Source organism: Kitasatospora sp. NPDC089913 (assembly GCF_044748625.1).
GTDB lineage: Bacteria > Actinomycetota > Actinomycetes > Streptomycetales > Streptomycetaceae > Kitasatospora.
The window spans coordinates 182,461-203,924 of sequence record NZ_JBIVGI010000012.1; the positions used below are offsets into that span (position 1 = coordinate 182,461).

Annotated in this window: 23 protein-coding genes; 11 read left to right on the top strand and 12 right to left on the bottom strand. The window is 75.2% G+C overall.

The genetic code is table 11. The annotated features are described in order from the left end of the window. Positions 1-115 precede the first annotated feature (115 nt). The 5 genes from ACIPYS_RS20295 to ACIPYS_RS20315 all read left to right on the top strand — a co-directional run bounded on the left by ACIPYS_RS20295 (position 116) and on the right by ACIPYS_RS20315 (position 4,702). Complete coding sequence (locus tag ACIPYS_RS20295; protein WP_093858854.1) at positions 116-493, top strand: hypothetical protein; 378 nt, start codon at positions 116-118, stop codon at positions 491-493. Positions 494-661: 168 nt separating this feature from the next. Next, positions 662-1,027 (top strand): hypothetical protein, encoded by a 366-nt coding sequence (locus tag ACIPYS_RS20300; protein WP_093858853.1) that lies wholly within the window; start codon positions 662-664, stop codon positions 1,025-1,027. A gap of 174 nt (positions 1,028-1,201) precedes the next feature. Beyond that, positions 1,202-1,567, top strand: coding sequence for a hypothetical protein (locus tag ACIPYS_RS20305; protein ID WP_400747727.1), 366 nt, complete (start codon positions 1,202-1,204; stop codon positions 1,565-1,567). Between the two features lie 308 nt (positions 1,568-1,875). Further along, on the top strand, positions 1,876-4,101 hold the full coding sequence (locus ACIPYS_RS20310; RefSeq protein WP_400747729.1) for an MMPL family transporter: 2,226 nt from the start codon (positions 1,876-1,878) through the stop codon (positions 4,099-4,101). 82 nt (positions 4,102-4,183) lie between these two features. Then, positions 4,184-4,702 (top strand): MarR family winged helix-turn-helix transcriptional regulator, encoded by a 519-nt coding sequence (locus ACIPYS_RS20315; protein ID WP_231978286.1) that lies wholly within the window; start codon positions 4,184-4,186, stop codon positions 4,700-4,702. An 18-nt stretch (positions 4,703-4,720) separates the two neighbouring features. Here ACIPYS_RS20315 and ACIPYS_RS20320 read toward each other — a convergent pair whose 3' ends face one another. Continuing rightward, the gene (locus tag ACIPYS_RS20320; RefSeq protein ID WP_400747731.1) at positions 4,721-6,298 is read right to left on the bottom strand and encodes an SDR family oxidoreductase; all 1,578 of its coding nucleotides are present in this window, start codon (positions 6,296-6,298) and stop codon (positions 4,721-4,723) included. A gap of 352 nt (positions 6,299-6,650) precedes the next feature. Here ACIPYS_RS20320 and ACIPYS_RS20325 point away from each other — a divergent pair, with 352 nt between their 5' ends. Together ACIPYS_RS20325 and ACIPYS_RS20330 are read left to right on the top strand one after the other, a co-directional pair. Further along, positions 6,651-7,457 (top strand): CBS domain-containing protein, encoded by an 807-nt coding sequence (locus ACIPYS_RS20325; protein ID WP_400747733.1) that lies wholly within the window; start codon positions 6,651-6,653, stop codon positions 7,455-7,457. Between the two features lie 161 nt (positions 7,458-7,618). Continuing rightward, a complete protein-coding gene (locus ACIPYS_RS20330) occupies positions 7,619-8,296 on the top strand; it encodes a beta-glucanase (protein ID WP_400747735.1) in 678 nt (225 codons plus the stop codon). A gap of 163 nt (positions 8,297-8,459) precedes the next feature. Here ACIPYS_RS20330 and ACIPYS_RS20335 read toward each other — a convergent pair whose 3' ends face one another. Beyond that, positions 8,460-8,825 carry a hypothetical protein gene (locus ACIPYS_RS20335; RefSeq protein ID WP_093858848.1) on the bottom strand — a complete coding sequence of 122 codons (366 nt, stop codon included), beginning with the start codon at positions 8,823-8,825 and terminating at the stop codon, positions 8,460-8,462. Between the two features lie 258 nt (positions 8,826-9,083). On the opposite strand from ACIPYS_RS20335, the gene ACIPYS_RS20340 reads away from it, so the two are divergent. After that, complete coding sequence (locus tag ACIPYS_RS20340) at positions 9,084-9,557, top strand: SHOCT domain-containing protein (protein WP_400747737.1); 474 nt, start codon at positions 9,084-9,086, stop codon at positions 9,555-9,557. A gap of 76 nt (positions 9,558-9,633) precedes the next feature. On the opposite strand, the gene ACIPYS_RS20345 is transcribed toward ACIPYS_RS20340, so the two are convergent. Next, on the bottom strand, positions 9,634-10,044 hold the full coding sequence (locus tag ACIPYS_RS20345; protein ID WP_030393124.1) for an organic hydroperoxide resistance protein: 411 nt from the start codon (positions 10,042-10,044) through the stop codon (positions 9,634-9,636). Positions 10,045-10,178: 134 nt separating this feature from the next. Between ACIPYS_RS20345 and ACIPYS_RS20350 the strand changes: the two genes are divergently transcribed. Then, on the top strand, positions 10,179-10,661 hold the full coding sequence (locus tag ACIPYS_RS20350; RefSeq protein WP_043475867.1) for a MarR family winged helix-turn-helix transcriptional regulator: 483 nt from the start codon (positions 10,179-10,181) through the stop codon (positions 10,659-10,661). 196 nt (positions 10,662-10,857) lie between these two features. On the opposite strand, the gene ACIPYS_RS20355 is transcribed toward ACIPYS_RS20350, so the two are convergent. The 8 genes from ACIPYS_RS20355 to ACIPYS_RS20390 all read right to left on the bottom strand — a co-directional run bounded on the left by ACIPYS_RS20355 (position 10,858) and on the right by ACIPYS_RS20390 (position 19,033). After that, positions 10,858-11,241, bottom strand: coding sequence for a VOC family protein (locus ACIPYS_RS20355; protein WP_400747740.1), 384 nt, complete (start codon positions 11,239-11,241; stop codon positions 10,858-10,860). A gap of 101 nt (positions 11,242-11,342) precedes the next feature. Then, positions 11,343-12,284, bottom strand: a complete 942-nt coding sequence (locus ACIPYS_RS20360) for an STM4011 family radical SAM protein (RefSeq protein WP_231978285.1) — start codon at positions 12,282-12,284, stop codon at positions 11,343-11,345. Beyond that, complete coding sequence (locus ACIPYS_RS20365; protein ID WP_400747742.1) at positions 12,281-13,669, bottom strand: STM4012 family radical SAM protein; 1,389 nt, start codon at positions 13,667-13,669, stop codon at positions 12,281-12,283. Before ACIPYS_RS20365 ends, ACIPYS_RS20360 begins: the two co-directional genes overlap by 4 nt. After that, the gene (locus ACIPYS_RS20370; protein ID WP_093864639.1) at positions 13,666-14,556 is read right to left on the bottom strand and encodes an STM4013/SEN3800 family hydrolase; all 891 of its coding nucleotides are present in this window, start codon (positions 14,554-14,556) and stop codon (positions 13,666-13,668) included. Before ACIPYS_RS20370 ends, ACIPYS_RS20365 begins: the two co-directional genes overlap by 4 nt. A 68-nt stretch (positions 14,557-14,624) precedes the next feature. Beyond that, positions 14,625-15,917, bottom strand: coding sequence for an STM4014 family protein (locus ACIPYS_RS20375; protein WP_400747744.1), 1,293 nt, complete (start codon positions 15,915-15,917; stop codon positions 14,625-14,627). A gap of 10 nt (positions 15,918-15,927) precedes the next feature. Continuing rightward, a complete protein-coding gene (locus ACIPYS_RS20380; RefSeq protein ID WP_400747746.1) occupies positions 15,928-16,881 on the bottom strand; it encodes an STM4015 family protein in 954 nt (317 codons plus the stop codon). Between the two features lie 120 nt (positions 16,882-17,001). Further along, positions 17,002-17,955: an STM4015 family protein gene (locus tag ACIPYS_RS20385; protein ID WP_400747748.1), complete on the bottom strand. Its 954-nt coding sequence runs from the start codon at positions 17,953-17,955 to the stop codon at positions 17,002-17,004. A gap of 340 nt (positions 17,956-18,295) precedes the next feature. Then, positions 18,296-19,033 carry a hypothetical protein gene (locus ACIPYS_RS20390; RefSeq protein ID WP_400747750.1) on the bottom strand — a complete coding sequence of 246 codons (738 nt, stop codon included), beginning with the start codon at positions 19,031-19,033 and terminating at the stop codon, positions 18,296-18,298. A 317-nt stretch (positions 19,034-19,350) separates the two neighbouring features. Between ACIPYS_RS20390 and ACIPYS_RS20395 the strand changes: the two genes are divergently transcribed. Beyond that, the gene (locus ACIPYS_RS20395) at positions 19,351-19,677 is read left to right on the top strand and encodes a hypothetical protein (RefSeq protein ID WP_093858842.1); all 327 of its coding nucleotides are present in this window, start codon (positions 19,351-19,353) and stop codon (positions 19,675-19,677) included. A gap of 125 nt (positions 19,678-19,802) precedes the next feature. Continuing rightward, positions 19,803-20,960 carry a DUF6745 domain-containing protein gene (locus ACIPYS_RS20400; RefSeq protein ID WP_400747752.1) on the top strand — a complete coding sequence of 386 codons (1,158 nt, stop codon included), beginning with the start codon at positions 19,803-19,805 and terminating at the stop codon, positions 20,958-20,960. A 163-nt stretch (positions 20,961-21,123) separates the two neighbouring features. On the opposite strand, the gene ACIPYS_RS20405 is transcribed toward ACIPYS_RS20400, so the two are convergent. Beyond that, a complete protein-coding gene (locus tag ACIPYS_RS20405; RefSeq protein ID WP_093858841.1) occupies positions 21,124-21,333 on the bottom strand; it encodes a hypothetical protein in 210 nt (69 codons plus the stop codon). Positions 21,334-21,464: the final 131 nt, after the last annotated feature.

The window sequence follows — 21,464 nt, forward strand, 5'->3', positions numbered from 1 at the left end:
GAACGCGACGCGCACCCCGGCGCACCGGACCGGAAAGCGCCTGTTCGCGCGCCCCGGCGCGCCGGTAGGAATGGGGCCCGGCGCGGAACGTCCGTGCCGTGAGAGGAGCCGCTCCGTGTCCCGTCTCCGCACCGCCGCCATGGCCGTCGGCTGTACCGCCGCCGCCCTGACCCTGGCCGCGACCACCGCCGGCACCGCCGTCGCCGCCCCGGGCGACATCGTGTCCATCTGCGCCAACCAGTACACCCCCAGCGGCTGGGTCGACATCGCCTGGGCCAACGACTACAGCTGCGGCGGCGGCACCTTCACCCCGAACCGCAAGACGATGGAGCAGGTCGCCGGTCTGCCCATCGGCACCAGCCTCAACGTCTGCGCCTCGGCGTGGCCGCCGGCCGGTTGGACGCAGGTCTCCGAGTTCTACAGCCAGAGCTGCCGCTACTCGGCGGTGCCGAGTCTGAACCACAACTCCTGGCGGATCACCCGCGTCTCCTGACGTACCGTCAAGACCTCTCCGGCCCACCCGTCCTACCGCTTCGGCGGGATGCGGGTGGGCTCCGCGCGCCCGGCCGGACCGGCCGGAAAGGCGCTGTCCGCAACGTCGTTCCGCCGGTACGAATGGGTGTCCGACGCGGAACGCCCGCGCCGTGGAGAGGAGTCACCCGTGTCCCGCTTCCGTGCCGCCGCCCTGGGTCTCGGCTGTGCCGCCGCCGCGCTCACCCTGACCGCCACCACCGCGCACGCCGCCCCCGGCGACACCCAGAACGTCTGCGGCAGCCAGCTCACCCCGAGCGGCTGGGTCGACATCCAGTGGTGGAACGAGTACGCCTGCGGATCCGGCTTCAACCCGAACGCGAAGAAGATCCAGCAGGCGGACGGCCTTCCGATCGGCACCACCCTGACGGTCTGCGCCTCGACGCTCCCGCCGTCCGGCTGGGTGCAGCTCTCGGAGTTCTACAACAGCAGTTGCCGCTACTCGGTCTCGCCGAGCTTCAACAACAACTCCTGGCAGATCAAGCGCGTCGCCTGACGCCCGCGCGGGCGCATATGCCGCGAACACGTGCGTCGGCGCACTGTCAACCGTCGCGAACCCGTCGTGGGCCCCGGCCTCCCGGACCGGAAAGTCACTGTCCGTGCCAATGGTCCCACCGATAGGAATGATTCCTCGGCGCGGAGTGCCCGCGCCGTGGAGAGGAGCCGCACCGTGTCCCGTTTTCGCGCCTTCGCCGTGGCCGCCGGCTGTGCCGCCGCCGCGCTCACCATGACCACCACCAGTGCGCACGCCGCCCCCGGCGACACCCTGAACGTCTGCAGCAGCCAGCTCACCCCGACCGGCTGGGTCGACGTCCAGTGGTGGAACGACCTGAGCTGCAGCTCGACCTTCAACCCCAACAAGAAGCAGATCAAGCAGCTCACCGGCCTGCCGATCGGCACCACGCTCACGGTCTGCGCCTCCACCTACCAGCCGACCGGCTGGGTGCAGCTCTCCGCGTTCTACAACAGCAACTGCCGCTACTCCGCCGTGCCGAGCCTCAACAACAACGCCTGGCAGATCAAGCGCGTTTCCTGACCCGCCCCTGCCGGCTCCCTGCGGGCGTCCCGTCGACGGCCCACTGGTCGTGTACCGGTGGGCCGTCGGCGCGCCCGGGGCCGGGCGGGCCGGTTCTGCCGGTCGGGTTCGTCCAGGTCGGGCCCGTTCGTCCAGGCGGGGCCCGTTGGTCCAGGCGGGGCCCGTTGGTCCAGGCCGGCCGGCGCGCCCTCCAGGTGGCCCGACTCCTGGCGCGACCGCGAAACCTCTCCACCCGTCAAGTCTCTTGAGCATCGAGAGATAGGATCCGGGCTGTCCGCCACCTGCCCCTGCCCGGAGGGCGCCCCGCCATGCCCGCTGACCGTCCGAACGCCGCCGCACCGCCCGCCCCGGTCCCGCCCGTCCCGGTACCCCCGCCCGGCGCGTCCGCCCGTCGCCGCCGCGCCCGGCTGCTCGTCCCGCTGGCCCTGCTGATCGTCTGGCTCGGCCTCGGCGGGGCCTTCGGCTCCTACGCCGGCCGGCTCGGCGAGGTCGCGACCAACGACCGGGCCGCCTTCCTGCCCCGCAGTGCCGAGTCCACCGAGGCCGCCCGGCTCGGCGCCGACTTCCGGACCGACAACGCCGTGCCCGTGATCGTCGTCTGGGAGAGCCGCGGCGGCCCCGTCGACGGGACCGGGCGCGCCGCCGCCGAACAGGCCCTGCGGGCCGCCGCCGCCCTGCCCGGCGCCACCGGACGGGTCTCGCCCGTACTGCCCGCGGCCGACGGGCAGGCACTCCAGGGCGTCGTCCAGCTGCGCGCCGACCTCGGCCGGGAGACCGGCGACACCGTGCGCGCCGTCCGCGAACTCGCCGAGCGGGTCCCCGGCACCACCGTCGGCCTGGCCGGACCCGCCGCGATCGCCGCCGACCTCGGCGGCGCGTTCGCCGGCATCGACGGCCTGCTGCTCGGCGTCGCCCTAGGCGTCGTCCTGCTCATCCTGCTCGCCGTCTACCGCGCCGTCCTGCTGCCACTGCTGGTGATCCTCGGCGCGGTCTTCGCCCTCGGCGTCGCCTGCGCCCTGGTCTACCTGCTCGCCGACCACGGCCTGGTCACCGTGGACGGCCAGGTCCAGGGACTGCTGTCGATCCTCGTCATCGGCGCCGCCACCGACTACGGCCTGCTGCTCTCCGCCCGCTTCCGCGAGGAGCTCCACCTGCACGGCGACCGGTTCGCCGCGATGCGCACCGCCTGGCGGCAGTCCCTCGAACCGATCGCCGCCTCCGGAGCCACCGTCGCCCTCGGTCTGCTCGTCCTGCTGCTCTCCGACCTCACCAACAACCGCGCCCTCGGCCCGGTCGGCGCGATCGGGATCGGCTGCGCCGTGCTCTCCGCGCTCACCTTCCTGCCCGCCGCACTGGTGCTGGCCGGCCGGGCCGCCTACTGGCCGGCCCGGCCCCCGGCCGACGGGCGGGCCCCGGTGCACGCCGTCTGGGCCCGGGTGGCGGAGCTCGTCGCCCGCCGCCCGCGTGCCCTGTGGGCGGGCAGCCTGGTGGTCCTGGCGGCGCTCGCCGCCCTCGCCCCGACCCTGGACGCCGGCGGTGTCCCGCAGAGCGAACTCTTCGTGAAGGCCCAGCCGTCGGCGGCCGGGCAGCGACTGCTCTCCGCGCACTTCCCCGGCGGCAGCGGCAACCCCGCCGTGATCATCGCCGCCGCGGACCGCGCCGCGCCCGTCACCGAGGCGGCCGCCGCCGTGCCGGGGGTCGCCGCCGTCCGGGCCACCACCGCCGGAGCGCCGGGTGCCGCGTCGGCCGCCGCGCCGGGTGCCGCACCGCTGGTCGTGGACGGCCGGGTCCGGCTGGAGGCCACGCTCACCGACCCGGCCGACAGCGACGCGGCCATCGCCACCGTCCACCGGCTGCGGGACGCGGTGCACGCCGTGCCCGACGCGCGGGCACTGGTCGGCGGCTACACCGCCCAGCAGGAGGACACCCGGACCACGGCCGCCCACGACCGGCGCCTGATCACCCCGGTGGTGCTGCTCTGCGTGCTGGCCGTGCTCGTCCTGCTGCTGCGCTCCCTGGTGGCACCGGTACTGCTGGCCGCCACCGTCGCGCTCTCCTACCTCGCGACGCTCGGGGTCAGCGCGGTGGTGTTCCCGCACGTGTTCGGGTTCTCCGCGGTGGACCCCTCGGTGCCGCTGTACGGGTACGTGTTCCTGGTGGCGCTCGGGGTGGACTACAACATCTTCCTGATGACCAGGGTCCGGGAGGAGTCGTTGCGCGTCGGGACCCGTGAGGGGGTGCTGCGCGGGCTCACCGCCACCGGCGGGGTGATCACTTCGGCGGGTGTGGTGCTGGCCGCGACCTTCGCCGCGCTCGGGGTGATCCCGCTCGCGTTCCTCGCCCAGATCGCCTTCATCGTGGCGTTCGGGGTGCTGCTGGACACCCTGCTGGTCCGTTCGCTGCTGGTGCCCGCGCTGGTGCGGGACCTCGGTGACCGGGTCTGGTGGCCCGCGCGGGCCGGCCGCGGTGCCCGGCGGGCGGTGCCGGCGTCCGCCTCGGCACCGGCGGAGGCCGGGCCGGGCTCCGGGGGGTGATCCGCGGGGCGGCGGCGCGGCGGCGTGGCGCCGTTAGGCTGAACGGGTTGGATCGACGCCGTACGCGACCGGAGAACACGCCTTGTCCGAGCAGGGGGAGCAGCAGGAGCAGCAGGAGCACGGCCCGGCGCAGGTCCCGCCCGACGGGCCCGCGCTCGGCCGGCTGCTCCAGGACCTCGCCTCCGAGATGCACCTGCTCGGCCACGGCTTCGCCGGCGCCAGCGGCCTGCACACGACGGACGTCCAGGCGCTGCTCGCGATCATGCGCACCGGCCCGGAGCCGGGCCGGTCCGACGGCGGCGGGATCACTCCCGGGCGGCTGGGCGAGGAACTGGGCCTCTCCTCGGGAGCCGTCACCGCGGTGCTGGACCGGCTGGAGCGGGCCGGGCACATCCGTCGCGGCCGGGACGCCGCCGACCGGCGCCTGGTCCTGGTGCAGTACCTGCCGGGCGCCGGCCGGATGGCGGCGGAGTGGTTCGCGCCGGTGGCCCGGCGGACCGAGACGGTGCGTGCCGAGTTCACCCCGGCGGAACTCGCCGCGGTGGCGCGCTTCCTCGGCCGGATCACCGGGGAACTGGCCGATCTGCGCCGGGACCGCTGACGGTCGGCCGCCGGTCGCTCAGGGGGCGCCGCGCCCGGGACCTGCTCCGGCACCCGCCCCGTCGTCGCGCGCGGCCTCCTCGGTGATCCGGCGGGCCATCCCGCCGAACACCGCGGCGTGGAAGGGCGCCACCGACCACCAGTAGGCGTGCCCGGCCAGCCCGCGCGGGTGGAACAGCGCCCGCTGCCGGTACCGGGCGCCACCGGCGCCGTCCGGTGCGACGGTCAGCTCCAGCCAGGCCGGACCGGGCAACCGCATCTCGGCGCGCAGCCGCAGCAGCCGACCGGGTACGAGTTCCTCCACCCGCCAGAAGTCGAGCGAGTCGCCGACCCGCAGCCGCGCCGGGTCCCGCCGCCCGCGCCGCAGGCCGACCCCGCCGAGCAGCCGGTCCACCCACCCGCGCACCGCCCAGCCGAGCGGGAAGGAGTACCAGCCGTTGTCGCCGCCGATCGCCTCCACCACCCGCCACAGCGCGGCCGGGTCGACGTCCACCCGGAGCTCCCTGACGTCCTGGTAGAGGCTGCCGCCGGCCCAGTCCGGGTCGGTGGGCAGCGGGTCGCTGGGGGTGCCGGGCAGCGAGGCGGAGGACCACCGGGTGGCGACCTCCGCGTCCCTGATCCGCCGCAGCGCCAGCCGGACGGCCTCGTCGAAGCCGACGGCGCCGCCCGGCGGCTCGGGCAGCAGGCGGTCGAGGTCGTGCTCGGTGCGGACCACCTCGTACCGCAACGACTCCACCAGCGGCCGGGCGATCGACCCGGGCACCGGCGTGACCAGGCCGACCCAGAGGCTGGAGAGCCGGGGGGTGAGGACCGGTACGGCGAGGATCACCCGGCGCGGCAGTCCGGCCACCGCCGCGTACCGCTCCATCATCCGGCGGTAGGTCAGCACCTCGGGGCCGCCGATGTCGAAGGCGCGGTCGAGCTCCGGCGGCAGCGTCGCGGCCCCGACCAGCAGCCGCAGGACGTCGCGGACGGCGATCGGCTGGATCCGGGTGTCCACCCAGCGCGGGGTCACCATCACCGGGAGCCGTTCGGTGAGGTGGCGCAGCATCTCGAAGGAGGCCGAGCCGGAGCCGATGATCACCGCGGCCCGCAGCTCCGCGGTCGGCACGCCGCTCGCCCGCAGCACCCGGCCGACCTCGACCCGCGAGCGCAGGTGCGGCGAGAGCCGCCCGGCCGGGACTCCGGCGGGGACGAGGCCACCGAGGTAGACGATCCGGCGCACCCCGGCCGAGGCCGCCGCCCGCCCGAAGGCCTCGGCGGCGGCCCGGTCGGTGGCCTCGAAGCCGGGGCCGGTGCCGAGCGAGTGCACCAGGTAGTAGGCGACGTCGACGTCGGTGAAGGCGTCGGGGAGGCTCTCGGGGCGGGTGACGTCCCCGGTGACCACCTCGACCCGGCTCCGCCAGGGGTGGTCCCGCAGCCGGTCGGGCGCGCGGACCAGGCAGCGCACGCTGTGGCCGGCGTCGAGCAGGACCGGTACCAGTCGTCCGCCGATGTAGCCGGTGGCGCCGGTGACCAGGCAGCGCAGCGGTCCGCCGGGGGGACGGTCTCCGTTCCGGGCGTCGTGCCGGTCGTCGGAGCTGGAGGGTTCGGTCACGGTGCCTCCCCGGGGGCGGTGGTGGGCGGTCGCCCGTCGGCGGTCCGGCCGGAAGGCGTACCCGCGCCGCCGGGGTCCCGAGCACCCCCGTTCGGCCGGTCCGGCCCGTTCGGCCCACCGGGACGGTCGCGGGCGCCGGGCCGGGCACCGGGCAGTGCGGTGCCGGGGCCGGTAAACGCGGTGTTCGGGGCCAGAGGCCGTTGGTCCCCGCGATTCAGCCCCTTGGCCCCTGGCGGATCGGCCGGTCGGGGGAGATGCTCCTCGTACAGCCGACCGGACGACAGAAGGTCCGGCCGGACGGTGCTCGCGGACGAGGTGAACCGGCGTGCGGCATGCCAGCGTCGAATCAGTGATGACCAGCCCCGTGGTCCGGGTGATGCCCGAGACCGGATTCCGGGAGATCGTCGCGCTACTGGCCGAGTACGACATCACCGGTGTGCCGGTGGTGGACGACGACGGCCGGCCGCTCGGGATCGTCTCGGAGGCGGACCTGCTGCTCACCCTGGCGGCCCAGGAGGACCAGGGCAGTCTGATGCCACCGCCCGGCGCCGCCAGGCCCGGTCCGGACGGCAGTGTCACCGCCGCCGATCTGATGAGCGGACCGGTGGTCTGCATCACCCCGTCGACCAGTGTTGTCGCGGCGGCCCGGTTGATGGGCCGGCACGGTGTGAAGCGGCTGCCGGTGCTGGACGAGGACGGCCGGGTCTTCGCCATGGTCAGCCGGGGCGACCTGCTCCGGGTGTTCCTCCGCGAGGACCGGGTGATCCGCCGGGAGATCGTCGAGGAGGTGCTCGGCCGGGTCGAGGGCGTGAGCCCGGCCCTGGTCGGGGTGGAGGTCGAGCAGGGCCGGGTGGTGCTCAGTGGCACGGTGCCGGAGCCGCACCTGGTGCCGATCGTGCTGAACCTCTGCCGCTCGGTGGACGGCGTGGTGTCGGTGACCGACCGGCTGAGCGCCGACAGCTTCGGCGGCCTGGGCCCGGAGGACGACTCCCCGGGCGGTGCGGACGGGGGCTCGGGCTCGGGCGGGGCAGCCGGAGGCTCCGGGGCGGGCGGCGAGGGCCCGGGGGCGGGCACCGGAGGACGCGGGGCGGACGGCCGGGCCGGGGGCGCGCGTGGCGGCAGTGCGCGCGGGAGCGACGCGCCTGCGCCGGTCCGCTGACCCAGTACGCCCGCGCCCGCCGCCCATCGCCACCCCGTTCGATCGGCGGTCGGCTGGATCCGGAGCGTCCGCTTCGAATATTGCGCTGCGTACTGGGCATATCACCCTGCGTGTGCGGCGGTAGCGGGCCGCCGCGCCGCCGGTGACCTGGGGAGGCAGCCGTGGCCGTCGTGTTCGACGCGGACTTCACATCGACCAGCCAGTGGATCGCGGGGCGCAGCAGCGCCTATCCCCGGATGGGGCCGACCAACCGGGGTGACCACAAACTCGACTTCCTCAGCCGTGCCTACTGCCCCGGCGGGGTCTTCACCGCCGTCCGGCGCCACGGCGGCGACCTCTGGACGTGCAATCTGCTGACCACCGAGGGCAGTCCCGAGGGCTTCCAGGTCCGCACCGGGGACGTGCTGAGCGCGCGCGTCACCCTGCCCAGCCAGCTCGGCGCCTGGCCAGCCATCTGGACCTGGCGGGACGGTGGCAACGAGATCGACGTCTTCGAGTACCACCCCGACAACCCGGACCTGCTGGAGATCTCCAACCACGTCGGGGGCGGCTACCGCTACTGGCACGGGGCCGAGGCTGGCATAGCCCCCGGCGCGACCTTCGACCTGCGGACGGTCTTCGGGGCCCACTCGGTGGACTGGTTCGTCGACGGCACCCTGATCCACGCCGACCGGCGCGGTGTGGGCGCCGACTGGCACGCCTACCTGATCGTCAACCTGTCCGTCGCGGACGGTGCCTACCACGACCGGCCGCCGGTCTTCGGGACCGACCTGCTCAGCTGGATCTGCCACAGTCTGCGGATCGAACGGGGCGGGCCGGTCGCGAAGGGCGGTGGGTGACCGGTCGGGCGGCCGGAGCGGGTCGGGGCCGCCCCGTGGGCGGCGCGTCGCGGATCGTGCGCGGGCATCGGGCCCCGGAACGGCGTTGAGGCGACGGTGACCGCGGCCAGGCCAGGCCAGGCCGGGCCGGGCCGGGCCGGGCCGGGGCGCGGGTCCCGGCCGGCTACGGCGGGAACATCGCCGTCACCAGGCCGCGCGGTCCGGAGCGCTGGAACCAGACCGTGCGGCGGTGCGGGCCGATGTACGCGGGGTGGGTCACGTAGAGGTCGTCGCGCGGCGCGGTCTCGTTCCCGGGTGCGAGGGCCGCGTCCACCGCGTCGGTGGCGATGGCGCGGAGCAGGGCCTGCGCCGTGGCCGCCGCGGCGTCGGGGGAGATGGCCAGTGCGGTGAGCTCGTACCAGAGCGCCGTCGAGACGTAGCCGATGGTGGAGTGGCCCAGTGCCGGGTGCGGGCGGTGGTCCGCGTAGCGGAGCAGCACCCCGGCCGCGACGAGGCGCTCGCGGTCGTCGGCCGGCGGGTGGTGGTTCATGGGGCGAACGCTACCCGGCCGGGTGGGCGGCGGTCCGGGGCCGAGGGCATTCCCGGTCCGGTGGCCTCCCGGGGGCGTATGCTCGGCGGCCCTCCGGCGCCCTCCGGCTTGCGGCCCGCCCGGCGAGGGCCCTCTCCACGCTCTCCTCACGCCGCTCCGACGGACGGGAGCGCACGATGGTGGTGAGGCGCCGAGCGCCCCGGGGCGGGTCGTCGGTCGTGGCGGCCGCTCATGGACCGGGGTGGTGAGGAGGTCGTGATGAGGCACTGGAACGGCCACGACTACGGCCATGGTGTCGGGCCCTGGGGTCTGGGCCTGTTCGCGCTGGGACTGCTGCTGGTCGTGGTGGCGTTGGTGGTCGTCGCGGTGCTGCTGGCCCGGAGGTCGAGGGTCGCCGGTCCACCACCGCCGAAGGGTGTGTGGGGCGGGGCTCCGAACGGCCCGGGTGGCCCGGCGGGCGGAGTTCCGCCGGCCTGGCCGGCGGCCGAGCAGGTTCTGGCGGAGCGATTCGCGCGCGGCGAGATCGACGCGGAGGAGTACCGGCACCGCCTGGACGTCCTGCGGGGTGCGGCTGGGCCGCCGGAGGCCGGTCCACCGGCCCCGCCGCCGTCCGGTCCACCGCCCCCGGCCCCGCCCCCGTTCCCGCCGCCGTCCGGCCGGTCGACCGGTCCGGCGGTGCCGCAGTCCGGTCCGCCGGATCCGCCCCCGCCGCCGCCCGCCGGATCCGGCTGACGCGACGGATCCCCGCCGCGCGGTCGCGCGACGGGGATCCGTCGGTGGTCGGGGCCGGTGCCGGCTCCGCCGGTGACTACTCGACGACGAGCTCGACCGGGATGTTGCCGCGGGTGGCGCGGGAGTACGGGCACACCTCGTGGGCCTTCTTCACCAGCAGCTGGCCGGTCTCGCCCGCGAGCGCCTCGGGCAGCTCGACCCGCAGCACCACCGCGAGGCCGAAGCCCTCGGCGTCCTTGCCGATGGACACCTCGGCGGTCACCGAGATCTCGCCGGTGTCCACCTTCGCCTGTCGGCCGACGAGGCCCAGGGCGCTGGCGAAGCAGGCGGCGTAGCCGGCGGCGAACAGCTGCTCGGGGTTCGTGCCCTGACCGCTGCCGCCGAGGCCGGGCGGCATCGCCAGCGCGAGGTCCAGCTGACCGTCGGAGCTGACGGTGCGGCCCTCCCGGCCGTTGGCGGTGGCGACTGCGGTGTAGAGCGCGTCCATGGTCCGTTCCCTTCCGTCCTGCGTACGAAGTGGTGGTCCGGCGGCCCGTTCGGACCGCCTCCCGAGAGCAAGTAGAGCACACCATTCAATTGTGCACAACTAAATGGTGTGCATGTCGTCGCTACCATGGACCCATGACCGTGCTGCCCGACCTTCCCGACGATGCCGACCTGCTCCTCCTGGACCGACAGATCTGCTTCTCGCTGAACGCGGCCTCCCGCGCCTTCGGCGGTGTCTACCGGGTGTTGCTCAAGGATCTTGGCCTGACTTATCCGCAGTACCTGGTGATGCTCGTGCTCTGGGAACACGGCGAACTGCCGGTGAAACGGATCGGCGAACACCTCCGACTCGACTCGGGGACCTTGTCCCCGTTGCTCAAGCGGCTGGAGGCGGCCGGACTGGTGCATCGGAAGCGCAGCCCGGAGGACGAGCGCTCGGTCACCGTCAGCCTCACCGGAGAGGGTTCCGCGATGCGCGAGCGGGCCGGACAGGTGCCGCGCCGACTGCTGGTCGCGACCGGGCTCCCGGTCGAACAGCTGGCCACCCTGCGGGTGCTGCTGGACCAGGTGACGGAGGCCCTCGACACCGCCGTTCCGGGCCTCGCCGCCGAGGGCTGACGCCCGCCGCGGCACTCCCTTCCCCGCTCCCCGGCCGGGCACCGCGCAGCGCGGTGCCCGGCCGGAGGCATGTGCTCACCGGGGCCGGACCGGTTCGGACCGGTTCGGACCGGTTCGGTCGGGTCGTGCCGGTTCGGTCGTGGCGGGTCGTGTCGGGCCCGGCTCGGTCAGGTGCGGGCGGGCCCTTCGAACCGGGTCAGCCGGCGGTGCGCTGGTGCAGGCAGAGGATGTTTCCCTCGCAGTCCTTGAACCAGGCAGCACGCATGCCCTCGTCCTCGACGACACCGTCGACCGTCTTCAGGCCGGGCATGTCGTAGTCCTCGAACACGACGCCCTTGCCGCGCAGCCCGGCCATCTCCGCGTCCAGGTCGGACACCTCGAAACTGGCCAGGGTGTGGGCGGCCTGGCCGCCGCTGGGTGTCTCGTAGATGCCGAACTCGGTGCCGCCGCACACGAAAGTCAGCTCGCCGTGCGGACCGGCGTCCTTGAGCTCGAGGCCGAGGGTGTCGGTGTAGTAAGCCTTCGCCCGGGCCACGTCGGCGGCGGGAATCATCGCCACCAAGGGTGCGTCTCCAAGCATGCTGATCGCCTCCTCCTCCCTCCAGCGTAGGTACGTGTACCGGGCCCCGGCCAGGCCGGAGCGCGGTCGGGGAGGAGGTACCCCGCAGCGTGCCGGCGGCGTCACCGGGAGTGGGGGATCCGCTCCAGCACACCGCCCGCGAAGACGTCGTACAGCGGCAGCGTCTCCAGGTGCACATAGCCGATGTGGCAGTCGCAGACCGGCAGCGGGCAGGCCCGCGGGCCGAGCCGGGCCCGGTACGAGCCGTCGTAGAGGTTGCCCAGTTCCTCGGGCACGAAGTGACAGCGGCGGACGGTGCCGTCGCCGTCCACCGAGACCACGGACTCGCCGGTGCGGCAGGCCCGGCCGGCGCTGGGGTGGGCGTGCCGGCTGTACCCGAAGTGCGGATCGAGGGCGGTCCAGTCGGCCGCCTCGGCGTCGGTGTAGCTCCGGCCCTCGGCGGCGTTGATCCACAGGTAGACCGCCGGGGACAGCTCGGCGCGCAGCCTCCGGGCCGCCGCGAGGTGCTCCGGCTGCCCCACCACGCCGACGCTGTACCGCACGCCGAGGGCGTCCAGCTCGCGGCACTTGGCGAGGAAGCGCCCGTGCTCGACCTGCCCGGGATGGTAGGTGACCCAGAGCGCGAGGGTGTCGAGGTCCGCCTCGGCCAGCCACGCGGTGCGGCAGCTGAGGTTGCTCTGGATCGCGACCCGCCGCACGTGCGGCAGTCGGCTCAGCTCGACCATGGCCCGCCGGTACCAGGAGCGCACCAGCCCCTCGCCCCAGGGGGTGAACAGCACCGAGAGGGTGTCCCCGGACCCGCCGCGTCCGGCCACCCAGCCGGTGAACCGCTCCAACGCGGCCCGGTCGGAGCGGAGTTGTTCGGGTGTGTCGCGGCGCTTGGCGAACGGGCAGTAGGGGCAGTCGTAGTCGCAGGAGGCCAGCGGACCCCGGTAGAGCAGACTGAGGTCGAGCGGGCCGGACGGCGTGGACGGGGTGGGCGCCGGTCCCGCCGGGGCGGGCCCGGGCGTGGGTCCGGGGGCGGGCATGCCGAGGAAGGTCATTTCGCCTCGTACTCCGCCATCAGCGCGCGGACCTCGGGGGAGAACAGCATCGGGCCGACCGCGTCCGAGTGCGCCAGACCTTCCGGGGAGAGCCGGAGCCGCGCGGCGGGACCGGCTGTGCCGCCAGCGGTGGGGGTGTCCTCAGCCAGCCAGCCGCGCGCGGCGACGGCCGCGAACTCGGCCGGGAAGTCCTCGGCCGGGGTACTGCCGAAGCGGTCCCGGTAGTCGGCGAGCACCAGGCCCTCCGCCTGGAGCAGCGACTGCACGAGATGCCGGCGCCGCGCTTCCGGCGGCGTCATCGCCCGGCCGACCACCGCGCGGTCGAACGCCGGGGTCGCCACGTAGTCGTCGATGATGCGGCGCACCTCCGTCGCGTCCACCGCGTAGTCGAAGGAGTAGTGCAGACGGGAGGTGTAGGAGCGGGCGCCGCACCCCAGGCCGACCATGCCGTCCGTCTGGCAGGCGTACTCGCTCACCCCGGCCTGCGGCGCGGCCGCCCGGCGGAACATCCGCATCGACACCTGCTCGTAGCCGTGGGCGAGCAGGTGGTCGCGGCCGGCCCGGTACAGCGCGAGCCGCCGGGTGTCCCACTGGGCGGGGGACTCCGCCTCCCCGCGCCGGGCCAGCCCGGTCAACGGTCGGACGTACAGCGGGTACAGGTACAGCTCCTCGGGCCGCCAGGCGAGCGCGGCGTCCAGCGACCGGAGCCAGCTCGCCTCCGTCTGGCCGTCGATGCCGTAGATGAGGTCGATGTTGAGCACCGGGAACCCGGCGTCGCGGATCCGGCCCAGCGCGGCCTCGACCTCGGCGCGCTTCTGCGGCCGGACGGCCGAGCGGGCCTCGGCGTCGACGAAGGACTGCACCCCCAGGCTCAGCCGTGTGGTGCCGCGCCCGGCCAGGACGGCGAGGCGGTCGGCGGTGGCCGTGGCGGGCGAGGCCTCGACCGAGAGCGGGATCGCTCGCAGGTCGGCCCCCATCCGGTGCTCGGCGATGTCGCAGAGCCGCTCCAGCTCGGCGGCGCTCAGATACGTCGGGGTGCCGCCGCCGAACGCGGCCAGCGCGAACCCGGCCCCCTCGTCCAGTGCCGCGCGGACGGCGCCCGCCTGCCGCTCGAGCGCGTCCAGGTAGGCGGTGGTGAGTCCGTCCGGGCCGCCGATCCGGGTGAACAGGTTGCAGAAGCCGCAGCGCACCTCGCAGAACGGGATGTGCAGGTAGAGCGAGAGCGCGTGCTGCGGCTCGCCCGTCCACAGCTCGCGCAGCGGCGGCCGGTCGGGCAGCTCGCGGTACGCCGTCTTGTGCGGGTAGGCGTACACGTACGACTGGTACGGGGAGGAGCCCGCGGACCCGTCGGGGAGGACGGCCGGCGCGGCGGGGGCGGTGGTCATGCGGGCTCCTCGGCGGTCGGGGCGGGTACGGCCGGTACGGCCGGTGCGATCGGGGTGGCCGTGGACGGGGTGGCCGGCGCGGTCGAGGCGGGCAGGGTGAAGTGCGCGTACGGCACCGTCCAGACCACCTCGTGGCCGATCCGGTGGCCGGTGTAGCCGTCCTCCCCGTAGGCCGTGCCGTGGTCCGAGCAGACGATCGCGAAGCACGGCCGCCGTGCGCTCATCGCCGCGAACAGCCGGCCGATGTGGGCGTCCACGTACTCCAGCGCCGCGGCGTGGCTCTCCCTGCTGTCGCCGTGCTCGCGGGTCGCGCCGGGCAGGTGGAACCAGTTCGGCTGGTGCAGGGCCGGGACATTGACGAACAGGAACAGCGGCTGCCCGTCGGGCTGCTCGGCCACCACCTGCTCGGCCCGGTCCACCTGTGCCTCGAAGGACGTCGGCGAGGGGACGCCCATCTCCGGCGCCCAGTGGCTCTCCTGGAACAGGCCCGGCAGTACCGAGCCCAGCGGGCCCTGCTTGTTGAAGAAGCCGACACCGCCGATGCAGACCGTGCGGTAGCCGGTGGCGGCGAGCGCGCCCGGCAGGTCGGGGGCGTCGAACACCCAGGTGCGGGGCGCGGTGCTCTCCGAACCGGCGAACCGGGCGGCGAACAGCCGCGGGTGCGGCCCGCCGGGCGCGGCCGGGGTCGGCAGGAAGCCGGCCAGGATCGCCTGGTGGGCGGCGTAGGTGAAGCTGCCGGGGGAGTGCCGCCGCTCCCAGCGCCCGCCGGGGAGGCGGGCGGCCAGGTTGGGGATCCGCCCGGCGGCGGCCAGCTCCTCGGCGACGTCGAAGCGCAGGGTGTCCAGGGTGACCAGCAACAGGTCGTGGCTGCCGACCACGGCGTTCATGTCGGGATCGGCGGACACCGGGGAGGCGTCCGTGAGCGTGGTCGGGTCGGCGGTGGTGCGGTGGTTCATCAGGGCTGTTCCGTACGTGGGTCGGTCGGGTGCGTCGGGTGCGTCGGGGGTTCCGGGTGGGTCGGGAGCGTCGAGCGCCGGGCCGGGCCCGGCGCACCGGCCGGGGCGGACGCCGCGGACGCCGCGGCCGGTGCTGCCGTCGCGGTCGGGGCGGTCGGGGCGGCGCCGAGCGCGGCGAGCTGCGCGGCGTAGGTGTCGAGACCCTCGGCCGGCCCGCCCGGCAGGCCGGTGAGCCGGGGCAGCAGGTCCCCGAAGGCGTTGACCTCGCCGACGACGGTGCGTCGCCAGGCGGCGGTCGGCAGGACGTCGACGCCGACCGTCAGCGAGCCCGGGAAGCAGGCGGCCGCCCGCTCGGCCGTCGCCAGGAGGTCCGGCCAGGCCGGTCCGGCGGCCTCCCGGGCCAGCTCCAGACTGCCCCGGGAACCACCGAGATGGAGGTTGGTCATCGGCCGGTCGCTGGTGCGGACCACCGCATGGGTCGCCCGTCCGGCGACGACCACGACCCGGAGGTCCGCCGAGCGGCCCGACTGGGAGGCCTTCGGCACCCACTGCTCGACGTGCAGGCCGTCCGGGGCGAGCCGGTCGACCAGCTCCGCCACCTGCCGTTCCTCCTGGTAGCGGCGGACCCGAAGAGAGTTGTGCATCCGGCCGTCCGCCAGCTCCACCGAGGTGGTGGCCCGCAGCTGGCCGCGCGGCCCGAACTCCAGCGCCACCACGCCCGAGGCCGAGGAGCCGTGCGACGGTTTGACGAAGACCCGGCGCAGCCCGGCCGCGTCCAACCGCGCCTTGAGGTCCTCCCAGCCGGCGACGGCGCCGCCCGCCAGGGCGCGCGGCACCGGGACGCCGGCCGCGGACAGCAGGGCGTGCGTCCGCCGCTTGTCGAACATCACGGCGATCTCCTCCGGATCACCGAGCAGCGTGACCCCCGGGGCCGCGGCCAGCGTGCGCAGTGCGGCCGTCACCCCGGCGTACCAGGCGGCGCCGCCCTCGACCCGGGTCGCCGCGTAGTCCGCGCCCAGCACCGGGCCGCGCAGCAGCGCGTCCACCGCTTCGTCCTCGCCCGGGGACTCGATCCGCAGCACGGCGCCCGGGGGCAGCCGATGGGTGCCGCGGAGCAGATCGATCCAGGGCAGGACGGCGGGCTCGGGCAGCCCGGCGGCCCGGGCGGCCGCGGCGAACAGCGTCACCCGGCGGTGACCGGGGTTGCCGAGCACCGTCAGCCGCCCGTCCGGCGGGAGCCGGTGGTCCGCCCGGGCCGGAGTCGGGCCGGTGGCCCGCGGGGTCGTCAGCATCGGCCCGCGCCTACTCGGAGACCTCGACGTAGCGCCACTCGTCCTCGTCCTCCTCCTCGGCGTCGGAGAGGTCGACGTCCACGCCCGGCAGGGCCGCCCGGACCCGCTCCTGCATGGCCTCGGTGAGGTAGTGGTGGTGCAGGTCGAGGCTCTTGAGGTGGGTGAGCGGCTGGCCGTCCAGCAGCGCGGCGGCGCCCTCGTCGCTCAGCACGCCCATCGACAGGCTCAGCGTGCTGAGCTGCGCCACCAAGGGGGCGTGCGCGACGGCGGCGGCGATCTCGTCCTGGAACTCGCTGTTCTGCAGGCCGAGGTGGCGCAGCGCCGGCAGCCGGGTGCCGGTCAGCAGCGGTGCGACGTCGTCGGCCGTCGCGTCCCCGCCGTACTCGTCGACGCCGAGCCACAGCTCCAGGCTCTCCAGGGCCGGCAGCTCGCTCGAGGCGACCGCCCGGACCACCCGGGCCGGCAGGCCGCCGCTCTCCAGCCGCAGATGGGTCAGCCGCTCGTGCCGGAAGGGTTCGAGCCGCAGGCCGTTGCCGCCGCGCACCACGAGGTCGGTCAGCCGGGGGAAGGCCCGCAGGACCGGGGTGACGTCGGACATCTCCAGCCAGGAGATCTCGCAGTCCTCGGACGAGACGTCGCCGACGAACAGGCCCTCCAGGGCGGGGAACCGGCCGGCGTCCGCGACGATCCTGCCGAGCGCCTCGGACACCGGGGTGTAGTCCTGGATCCACCACGGGCCGAGCAGCAGTCCGCGGACGGTGGCCGGGTCCACCGTCTCCAGGAAGGCGGACCACAGGGCGTCGAAACCGCCCTCCGAGCCGTACGCCACCGCGAGCCGCCAGGCGACGGTGCCCGGCTCCGGGAGCTCGATCCGGTCACCCCGGCCGGGTCGGCGGGGCCTGTCGACCGAGAAGTCGACGACCGGCAGGTGGAGGAAGCGGTCGGTGGTGCTGGTGATGATCACAGGTGCCCCCTGGGCGGCGATGTCGGCGACTTCGGCGAGTGCGGCGAGTGCGGGAACGGTCGGACGGCGGGCGGACGGTGGGCGGGGCCGCCGCCGGACGGCGTGCCCCGGGCGGGCGGACTACTCGGCCACCGCCACGTACTGCCACCGGTCGTCGGGCTTGCCGGCCTCGGAGAGGTCGAGCTCGACCCCGGCCAGGGCCTCGCGCAGCCGCTGCTGCATGCCCTGGCTGAGGTAGTGGTGGTGCAGGTCGAGGCGCTTGAGGTGGGTGAGTGGCTGGCCGTCCAGCAGCGCCGCCGCACCCTCGTCGGTGAACGCGCCCATCGACAGGTTCAGCGACTCCAACCGGGCCACCACGGGGGCGTGGGCGACGGCGGCGGCGATCTCGTCCTGGAACACGCTGTTCTGCAGGCCGAGGTGGCGCAGCGCGGGGAACCGGCCGCCGTCCAGGAACGGCTCCAGGTCGGCCGTTCGGGTGGTGCCGCCGTAGGCGTCCACACCGAGCCAGAACTCCAGCCGCTCCAGCGCGGGCAGCTCGCTCGCCGCGACCGCCCGCGGCACCTCCCCGGTGAGGCCCCCGGACTCGAAGCGCAACGCCCGCAGGTGCTCGTGCCGCAGCGGCTGGAGCGCCATTCCCTCGCCCTCCGCGTACTCGCCGGAGGCGCCGCGCACCACCAGCTCCGTGAGCAGCGGGAAGGTCGTCAGCACCGGTGTCACGTCGACCATCTGGATCCAGGAGATCTCGTTCTCCTCGTACGTGATGTCGCCGATGAACAGGCCGCGCAGCGCGGGCAGCCGGTCGGCCGCCTCCAGGAGGGCGGCCATCGGTCCGGCGAAGCTCAGCGGTCCGTCGTGCGACCACTCGCCGACCACCACGGCCGTGACCGAGGCGGTGTCCACCCGGTCGAGGAACTGTCCCCACCGGGTGGGCCAGTCCTGCTCGGAGTCGAAGTCGATGCCGATCTTCCAGGCGACCGCTCCCGGCTCCGGCAGCTCGCTGCCCGCGTCGACGGCCGGGACGAAGTCGAAGACCGGCAGGCCGTGGAAGTCCTCGATGTGGTTGTTGACCGTCATGCGCTGCTCCTGGTGCGTCGGTGCGGGCCGAACAACTGTCTACCAGCCGGGACCGACAGTCCCCCGCCCGGGGCGTCTCCGGGCGGACGTCCGACCGCCGTCGGGTCCTTCCCGGACCTCCGTCGGACCGGGGGCGGCCGGTGGGCGGTGCGCGATCGACTGTCACCGCATCTCTCCAGAAGCCTCACAGGCAGGCATGGCACCCCCGTGGTCGGGCTGCCTAGGCTCCGCATGTGCACGACGAACGTGCGCGGCCGGCGGCGAAGGACGGCGCCCGGTGTGAGCCTGCCGTCCGGCGGCACGGGGAAGATCCTATGAACTACTGCGCGCCCTGCCGCCGTCATCTGAACGGCGCTCTGGCCTGCCCCGGCTGCGGGGCGCCCGCGACCGGCCCGGACCACCCGTCACCGCCCGGCCCCCGGGCCGGGGCGGCCGCGGGTCCGCTGCCGGAGCCCGCGGGCGCGGCGGGCCCGGCGGTGCCCGCCGACGGCCCGGTCGCCGCCCGGCCGGGCGAGCGGCGGACGGCGCGGCGGACGCGACGGGTACGACGGCGACCGGGGCGGATCGTGGTGTCCGTGCTCGGTGCGGCGGTGCTGGGGCTCGGGGCGGCGACGCTGGTGGCGAACGGCTCCGAAGGCGTACCGGCCGAGGCGGCGGCCCCGGCCGGCACCGGGACGCCGGGCGGCGGTTCGGCCCCGGCGCCGACGCTGTCCACGGCGCCGCCGGTGCCGGCTCCGGCCGCGGACCCGTCGGCCCCCCGGCCCGCCGCGAGCAGGACGGCGTCCGCGCCCGCCTCCGGCTCGCCGTCGGCGTCCGGCTCCGCCGCCGCGTCGCCCTCGGTGGGCAAGGGCGGTGGGGCCGGCACGTCCGCCGCCGGGGCCGCGCCGGACCAGGGAGCGCCCGATCCTGCGCCGCCCGTTCCGGCCGCGCCGAGCAGCGCCCCGCCGACGGCACCGCCCCCGGCTTCGGGCCCGCCCCCGTCGGCCGGCGGCTCGCCCTCGGGCGCGGGTACGGCTACCGCGACCGGCACCGGTACCCCCGCACCGTCCGGCACGCCCTCCCCGCGGCCGACGGCCACCTGCACACCGTTCCTCTTCTGGTGCACCTGAGGCCGCCGGAGCGCTGCCGCGCCGGGCGGGGCCGGCGGCATGACGTTGATCCAGTGAGGTGACCACTCGGTGGGAGGGCCGGCCGAGGTCCACGACCGGCCGGCAGGGTGACGGACACCCCGTGTCGGTGCCTGTGCCGGCCGGCCCGGCGGGCCTTGTGGAACACCCGTCCCCGCAGCCCGGTGTTCACCGGGGTCGCCCGGGCGTCGGCGCCGTTGTCGTACCCCTGTCCTATGGTCCGTGGTGTGGGAATCCGATGCGTCGTCGATTCGGTGAGGGAGAGCTGATGTTCCGTCAGGGTGACGTGCTGCTGGTGCCGGTGGAGAAGGAGGCCGTCCCGGCCCGGGTGGCCTCGCTGGCCGGGCAGCCCAGGGACGCGCGGGGCCGGCTGGTGCTGGCGCTGGGCGAGGTGACCGGGCACGCGCACGCTGTGGTGGGGCCGGGGGAGCTGCGTCGCGAGGCCGGTCCGTTCGGGGCGGCCTGGCTGCACCTGCCGGAGGGCGGCCGGGTGGTGCACGAGGAGCACGCGGCGATACCGCTGCCCAAGGGCTGGTTCCGGGTGGTGCGTCAGCGCGAGTACGCGCCGGGTGCGGTGCGGATCGTCGCCGACTGACGGCGGCCGTGCGCCGGGCGGCGCACGAGGTGGGGAAGCACGACGAGGCGGGGCGGGCGCACGGCGTCCGCGCTACGGCCGGGCGGGGTGTCCGGACGGGAACGGAGAGGGTGATGGGGATGGGGATGGGGACCGGACAGGCGGCACCGGAGGCGACGGCGACCGTGGTGACAGTCGAGGTGACGGCCGAGGTGACGGCCCGTTGGCGGGCGGTCGCCGCAGCCACCGGCCCGGCCGACCGGGCCGGCGTCGAGCGGGCGGTGCGGGCCGCCTACCGGGCCGCGGGCCTGGCCGAACCGGCCGACATCAGGTGGTTCGGCTCGCCGCTGGCGGCGGCGGAGGCGGCCCTGGAGCTGCGCGCTGCCGGAGCCTCGACCGTCCGGGAGGCGGTCCGGACCCTGCCGTGGGACGCGGTACGCCGACAGGCGGTCGAGCGGACCGGCGCGGTCGGCTGGCCCCCGCTCTGGGCGCTGACCGGCGGCGAGCTCGGCCCGGTGACCAATGCGCTCGCGGACCGGATCCGCGCCGCCCTGCTCGACCGGCTCGCGCCCGACCCGGCGGTCGGGGACGTTCCGCCGGGCGATGCCGGGGTGGCCCGCGAGCGCCGCACCGTCGCCAGGCTCGCGCTGCTCGACGCCGTCCGGGGGCAGCACGACGCGCCCTGGTTCGCCGCCTTCGAGGCCGCCGGGGTGCTGGGTGCGGTGCCGGACGGCGCGCCGGGCGCGGTGGGTGCCGCCGGCGAGGGGATCGCCGCGCTGGCCGAGGTGGCGCGGACCACCGGCTGGTGGTGGCCCTACGCGGACACGGTGCTGATCAGCGAGCGCCCGACCGCCCTGCACCGCGACGAGGCCGGCCGTCTGGACCGCGCCGACGGACCGGCCCTCGAGTACTCCGACGGCTTCGCCCTGCACGCCTGGCGGGGCATGCCCGTGCCCGCCGAGTTCCTGGCCGGGCTCGGCACCGTCACCGCCGAGCGGATCCGCACCGAGGAGAACGCCGAGCTGCGCCGAGTGCTGCTGGAGCACTACGGCTACGAGCGCTATCTCGCGGACTCCGGCGCCGAGCCGGTGCACCGGGACGCGACCGGTGTGCTCTGGCGAATCCAACTGCCGGACGACGAGCCGGTGGTGATGGTCGAGGTGGTCAACTCGACCGCCGAGCCGGACGGCACCTTCCGCACCTACTGGCTGCGGGTGCCGCCGGACACCCGTACCGCCCGGGCCGGCGTGGCCTGGACCTTCGGCACGACCGAGGCGGAGTACCACCCGCAGCGGGAGACCTGAGCACGGGAGCCGAGTGCGAGGACCGAGTACAGGAGCCGGGCGCCGGGCGCCTCACCGGCGGGGAGAGGCGTCACCGCAGCGGGGAGACACGGCACCGCCCGCGCCGGGGACTGGCGCGGGCGGTGCGGTTCCGTTGTGGAACCGGGGGACAGAAGAGTCGGGGTCAGTGGACGTCGATGCCGTCGAAGGAGCCGATGACGGCGTCACCGCCGACGTTGGTGATCTCGCCGCCGGCGAGCTGGTTGCCGGTGCCGATCACCGTGATGGTGGTGGTGTGCACGGTCACCTCGTCGTCGGCGAAGGCCTGGGTGGGGACGGAAATGGCGCCGATGGCGGCGATGAGGACGGCGAAGGTACGGACGGTCCGGTACATGATGAAAATCCCTTCGTGGGCAAACAGTGCTTCGAACCCTAGGGAGCGGTCCGGTGCGAAAGGGGGGAATGTCACCTGAACGGGGGGACTTTCGTGTCGCCGGGGCGGTTTCGTCGTGGGGCGCGGCGGCC